This window comes from Pseudoflavonifractor hominis (assembly GCF_014288125.1).
Taxonomy (GTDB): Bacteria; Bacillota; Clostridia; order Oscillospirales; family Oscillospiraceae; genus Pseudoflavonifractor_A; species Pseudoflavonifractor_A gallinarum.
Genome location: NZ_JACOPR010000019.1, coordinates 1 through 5,941 on the forward strand (window position 1 = coordinate 1; position 5,941 = coordinate 5,941).

Consider the following 5,941-nt stretch of genomic DNA (forward strand, 5'->3'; position numbering starts at 1 on the left):
CACCTCCATGTGGACTTCGTGCCGGTGGCAACGGAGCAGAGCCGGGGCCTTTCGACGCGGGTATCAATGAAACAAGCGTTAAAGCAGCAGGGATTTGAAGGGCTGGGCCGGAAGCAGACGGAATGGAAAGCCTGGATGGAACGGGAGAAAGAATCCCTAACGGAAATCGCCCAGGCGCACGAGTTTGAGATTATCAGCTTGGGCGGTGGTCGGCCTCATATGGAGCTGCCAGAGTACAGAGCAGCGGCCCAGCGGCTTGAAGCTATCCAGGAACAGGTGACAGCGGCAGAGCAGGAGATCGCGGCCCTGGAAAAGCAGAGAAAGGCCCTGCAAGGGAATGTGAAGCTGCTGAAAGCGGTGGAGAAGGTCAAGCCCGATTTGGACGCAATACAGCCGGAAAAGACGCTGACAGGGGCCGTCAAGGGCGTGACGGTGGAGCAGGTGAAGGAGCTGAAGGCGGCGGTGATCCGGGGCGCGGCGGCAGAGCAGAAGGTGCGGGAGCTGAAGGTAGAAAACCAACAGCTTCAGCAGAAAATCCCCTCGACGAAAGAAAAGCTGAAGGAGGCCCAGGAGCGGCAGCGGCTTGAAAATGAAAATCGGCAGCTCAAAGTGCAGGTGGAATACCTGGAAGAAGATTTGAGCCGGGCGCGCGGGTTTTCGGCGCGGCTCCAGGAAGGGATCGGGGCGGTGCTGGATTTCCTGGATCGGCACTTGCCAGAGCAGTTCCGGCCCCTGGTCGAAAAGGCGCGTGAGCTGCTACCTGTGCCAGAAGTGCAGCAGCCGGAAAGAGAGCAGGAACGGAGCCACACCTGGGGTGGTATGGAGCTGTAAAAGAAGCCTGTCAGGGGGCCTGGCAAGAGCCGCCCGGACAGGCTATAATAACAGTAAAAATAGGGAATAAAATATATTGATAATATATGCCCCCCTATGGGGGTACAGGGGATAGCAGGAAGTTAGCGTGTCGTAAAATAGGGAATAAAATATATTGATAATATATGCCCCCCTATGGCCTTTAGGCCAGGGAAAAAATAATAAAATATTCTCTCTCGGACAGGGAGAAAGTCGGAGGGGGTTATGGGGGTGAGCGGCGGGGTGTGGGAATGTGGTAAACCTGAAAGGTTTTCCATCATTTCCATGCCCCAGAGCGAGGGGGAAAAGGGGGAGGTGACTTTCTCTTTAAGGCCCCGAAGGGGCCGCTCTTTGGCTCCCCCTTTTCCCCCTGTGGGTTTGCAGAATGTACGAAAAGAGGTGTAAGGAATGGCGGATCAGCAAGCAGCACTGGAACGGCTGCGGGAACTTTATAGGGAAAAGAACGAGCATTTAGGGAAGTTTTTGGAGCCGGTGGAGCCGTATGAGTTTTATCGTGAGATCTTCCCGAAAGGATCTTTCGAGAGGAAGGGTCATTTTGAGGACAGGAAGGGAAACGGGATCGCGGTGACGGTGCCGAAAGGTGAGGTTGACAAGGCTACTGGTATTGCCCTGCAGATTGAGGGGGACGGTAAAGCGAAACGCTGTACCATTACTGACGAGCTGGACGAGCTGCGGGAGCTGCAAGACACCGATTTCACGATTATGTCCCCTATCTCCTATTTTGGACGGCGGCGGTGCGGCAAAAATGCCCGGTATCTCTATGCCCTGGTCTTTGACCTGGACGGGGTGGGTATGCCACAGCTTCGGGACACGCTGCACCAGATGAACAAGGATATTCTGCCCCAGGCAACCTTTGTTGTAAACAGCGGGACGGGGCTTCACCTGTATTATGTGCTGAAAGAGCCGGTGCCTATGTACCCGCACAACCAAAAATGCTTGAAAGAGCTGAAATATGCCCTTACCCGGCAGATTTGGAATAAGTTTACCTCCACCATCAAGGAGCCGCAAATGCAGGGGATTTTGCAGGGTTTTCGGGTGGTCGGCTCCGGCTCGAAGTTGGGGCGTGAGTACCCTGTGAGGGCGTTCCGGCTCGGCGGGCCGGTGGAGCTGGCGCGGCTGCTTGATTATATCCCGGACAGTAACGGGGAGCAGCAGCGGCTTGAGGGGCTTATGAGAAAGAGCCGCCTGTCGCTGGCCGAGGCGAAGGAGAAGTATCCGGATTGGTATGAGCGGCGGATTGTCAAGAAGGAGCGGCGGGGCCGCTGGACAGTCAAGCGTGACCTTTACGACTGGTGGCTGCACCGGATCGCCGATGAAATCCGGGTGGGACATCGTTTCTATGGCATTATGACGCTGGCGATTTATGCGAAAAAATGCGGGATAGACGAGGACGAGCTGCGTCGGGACGCTTTCGCACTGCTCCGGCCCTACGATGATATGAGTGTGGAGGATATAAACCGCTTTACAAAAGATGATGTGGTGTGCGCCCTGGAGATGTTCAACGAGGACTATGTGACATTCCCCAGGGACGATATAGCGAAGCTCTCCGGCCTGACTATGCCTGTCAATAAGCGTAATTTTCAAAAACAAGCAGATCATCTTGAAATTGCAAGAGCCATTCGGGATATTAAAGCGAAACAGCAAGGGAAAAAGGATTGGAGGGAAGGAAATGGGCGGCCTAAAGACAGCGGGACGGCCCAGGCGCGGGTTTATGAATGGCGGCAGCAGCACCCGGAGGGGCGCAAGGCTGACTGTCACCGGGAAACTGGCCTTGATCCGAAAACCGTCCGTAAGTGGTGGGATTGCCCGCCGCCAGCGGTACGCTTTGAAAATGGGCATGTAACGGTGCGGGTGTCCCCTTCCCAGGAGTTGAGCGATTGGCTCCTGGACGCGCTGCACGATGGGGGCCAGGAATAAGGCCCAGAAAGGCCCCTGTTACGCTTTAGAAGCCGTTTTCAGCCCTCCGAGGGTAAATATACCGGCCCCCTCGCTACCGCGCCCGAAAAGCCGCATAAATCAAGGCTTTTTGCCCCCTAAATGCGTACATACCAGGGTGGAAGTTTAAGGGCCAGTGCTTGGGTAAACGACCAGGAATGCATATTGACATTGTGAATAAAAAATGATACAATGTATATAATAAGAGCGAAAGGAGTTGCTATCTATGGCGAATACAAATATTAACATCCGTATGGACGCAGATTTGAAGCGGCAGTTTGAGGCGTTCTGTGCTGATATGGGAATGACGATGACAACGGCGTTCAATGTTTTTGCTCGTAAGGCGGTGAGAGAGTATAGAATACCCTTTGAAATCAGCGGCGATGTGCCGAACGCAGAAACCGTCGAAGCAATCCAGGAAGTAAAGAGAATGAAGGCCGATCCGAGCCTCGGCAAGACCTATTCCAATGTCGATCAGATGATGGAGGAGCTGCTTGCCGATGTATAACATAAGACCAACCACAAAGTTTCAGAAGGATTTGAAGCGTGTGAAAAAGCGCGGCTTTGATATTTCTTTGCTGACCGATATTATTAAAAAGCTGGCTGCGGGGGAGCCGTTGCCGGAGAAGAACAGGGATCACCAGCTTTCCGGGGACTATGCGGGGTGTCGTGAGTGCCACATTACGCCGGATTGGTTGCTGATCTACGAAGTGGACGGGGACGAGCTGATTTTATATCTTACCCGGACGGGATCGCATAGCGACTTATTTTAGGGGAAGGAGGAAAGGTCTATGAGCTGGGATAAAGAGAGGATCGCGCAGATACAGCTTCCCGATCCGGCAGACGATGATCCGCACCCTCGTCTGCTCCTGGAAGGGCGCGGCATACACGCAGGAGAGGGATTTACAGCTTTGTTTCCAGATGGCTGGCACGAGATTACCCTTGAAGTAGCCTGGGAGCCGACAGGCCCTGCTTGCTGGTACATATCTACGCCTGGGTTTAAGGGTGTGTGTCCTGTGGGCCTGTTCGTGAAAGTATGAAAACGATCCGGCAGATAGCCGACGAGATAGGGGTATCAAAGACAGCGGTAAGTAAACAAATCGAAAACCTGGGTTTGCGATCAAGTTTGCGAAAAAACGGAAACCAGTTTGCGATTGATGAACACCAGGAAGCTTTGATAAAACAGGCTTTTTTTGAAAAAACGCAAACTGAAATCGAAAACCAATCGCAAACTAAAACGCAAACCGAAAACCGTGAAGTTGGCGATTTGGTTTGCGTTTTACAGGCCACCATCGACACACTGCAAGGGCAGCTTGAAGTGAAAGACCGGCAGATCGAGCAGCAGGCTCAGACCATTACTCGGCTCACTGATGCGCTGGCCGCTGCCCAGCAGACGGCGGCAGCGGCCCAGGCTCTTCACGCGGGGACGATCCAGCAGCAGCTTCTTACCGGGGAGGCCGGAGCGGATCAGCAGGACCAGGCGCCGGAGCAAAAACGGGGCTGGTTTAGCAAGTTGTTTCGAGGTTAAGAGAACTTGACAAATCGGAATTTGATGAGGTGTAATTATGGTAAGAATTGCAACAGTAAATGATGCAGAGCAATTAAACATCTTAAATGATGAATTTAATGGTGAGAGCGAAACAAGCATAGACAATATTAGAAATTCCCTTATGAATAATAAACAGGAAGTTGTTATCGTTGCTGATGAAGATGATATGTTAGTTGGATTTGTTTGTGTTCAGCTTAAAAAATCGTTCTGCTATGATGAATATATGCCTGAAATTACAGAAGTGTATGTTAAACCAGCATACAGAAAAAGAGGCTTAGCGAGTGAGATGATTACTTTTGCAGAGGCTTATTGTAGTAAGAATTATCCACTTCACCAATATGAACTTCTAACAGGACAAGAAAATCTTGTTGCACAAACTGTATATAATAAACTTGGATATGTAGATGATAATGAACTTCATTTATCAAAACGAGTTAAGAGATAGTCAAATCCTAATTTGAGGAGATGTTCTTATGTATGGATTACTTATATTGAATTTCGTAATACCGTTCGTGATGATTTTTGTGGGATATATCTTAAAGAAGCACCCTGTAAAAGATATGAACTCTGGCAACGGGTACAACACACCTTCCTCACGAAAGTCACAAGAGCATTGGGATTATGCACAAAGCATAGCGCCTAATATTTTTATTGGTATTGGCAAAACATTAGGTTTGGTAGAAATCGTTTTGTGTATATCCTTACTTTTTCTTAATATTTCCGCACAGTCTACCGTATTTGCAGGAGTAGCCGTTGGAATTATATTTCTGTTTTTTGGGTTTTACAAAACTGAAACAGGAATAAAAAACAAATTTTTGGATGATAAATTCTAACTTAGTATAAAAGCAGCAGCGAGCTACCGACTCTTGTAGCCCCCGGCAGGGCGCAAAGGCACTTTCATACTGCCAGCCCCAAAGGGGCGGTGGTGTGAAAGTGCTTTTGCGTTACTTTCTCACAAGAAAGTAACAAAGAGGTTGTGGCCTGCGGCCAGTTATGGTAAAATAGGAATAGTAGGATATGGGCTTTTTGCAGGAAAGGGACGGGTGATTTTATAGGTACAACCATTTCGGGAATGACGGGCCGGGGAAGTATCCGGCACAACAACAGGAGCTTTTCAGCGGCGAATGTAGACCGGAGCAGGTCGGAGCAGAATGTCACCTTTTGCAACGAGGATTTGAAAAAGGTGTACCACGAACTTTTCGATGAAGCCCTGGCTGCCTACAATGCCAAAAAGAAAAAGACCAGGGACAAGATACCAGACTACTATGAGCATATCCGGCAGAGCAAGCAGGAAAAGCTATTTCACGAGGCTATCTTCCAGATCGGCAACTTGACAGACTGCGGGTGCGGCTCCCCTGGAGGGGAACGGGCGGCGGCAGCTCTCAAAGAGTTTGCAGAGTCCTTCCAGGAGCGCAACCCTCATCTGCGGGTGTTTAATATGGTGCTGCACATGGACGAGGCCACGCCCCACCTCCATGTGGACTTCGTGCCGGTGGCAACGGAGCAGAGCCGGGGCCTTTCGACGCGGGTATCAATGAAACAAGCGTTAAAGCAGCAGGGATTTGAAGGGCTGGGCCGGAAGCAGAC

General features: G+C 50.8%; 9 protein-coding genes. All 9 read left to right on the forward strand.

Annotation, left to right across the window (positions count from 1 at the left end; translation table 11 throughout):
- On the forward strand, positions 1-831 hold an 831-nt coding region (locus H8S34_RS14760), incomplete at its 5' end, for a plasmid recombination enzyme (protein ID WP_207725002.1).
- Positions 832-1,257: 426 nt separating this feature from the next.
- On the forward strand, positions 1,258-2,787 hold the full coding sequence (locus H8S34_RS14765; protein ID WP_117508232.1) for a hypothetical protein: 1,530 nt from the start codon (positions 1,258-1,260) through the stop codon (positions 2,785-2,787).
- A 244-nt stretch (positions 2,788-3,031) separates the two neighbouring features.
- Complete coding sequence (locus H8S34_RS14770) at positions 3,032-3,313, forward strand: type II toxin-antitoxin system RelB/DinJ family antitoxin (RefSeq protein ID WP_087295645.1); 282 nt, start codon at positions 3,032-3,034, stop codon at positions 3,311-3,313.
- Complete coding sequence (locus H8S34_RS14775; RefSeq protein ID WP_066859802.1) at positions 3,306-3,578, forward strand: type II toxin-antitoxin system YafQ family toxin; 273 nt, start codon at positions 3,306-3,308, stop codon at positions 3,576-3,578. Before H8S34_RS14770 ends, H8S34_RS14775 begins: the two co-directional genes overlap by 8 nt.
- Before the next feature lie 18 nt (positions 3,579-3,596).
- Positions 3,597-3,845, forward strand: a complete 249-nt coding sequence (locus tag H8S34_RS14780) for a hypothetical protein (protein ID WP_087295647.1) — start codon at positions 3,597-3,599, stop codon at positions 3,843-3,845.
- A complete protein-coding gene (locus H8S34_RS14785; RefSeq protein WP_087990358.1) occupies positions 3,842-4,333 on the forward strand; it encodes a hypothetical protein in 492 nt (163 codons plus the stop codon). The genes H8S34_RS14780 and H8S34_RS14785 overlap by 4 nt, the downstream gene beginning before the upstream one ends.
- 37 nt (positions 4,334-4,370) lie before the next feature.
- Positions 4,371-4,799, forward strand: a complete 429-nt coding sequence (locus H8S34_RS14790) for a GNAT family N-acetyltransferase (RefSeq protein ID WP_052776518.1) — start codon at positions 4,371-4,373, stop codon at positions 4,797-4,799.
- Positions 4,800-4,827: 28 nt separating this feature from the next.
- A complete protein-coding gene (locus H8S34_RS14795; protein WP_087990360.1) occupies positions 4,828-5,187 on the forward strand; it encodes an SdpI family protein in 360 nt (119 codons plus the stop codon).
- Between the two features lie 239 nt (positions 5,188-5,426).
- Positions 5,427-5,941: plasmid recombination protein (locus H8S34_RS14800; protein ID WP_207725003.1), on the forward strand; the 515-nt coding region annotated here is incomplete at its 3' end.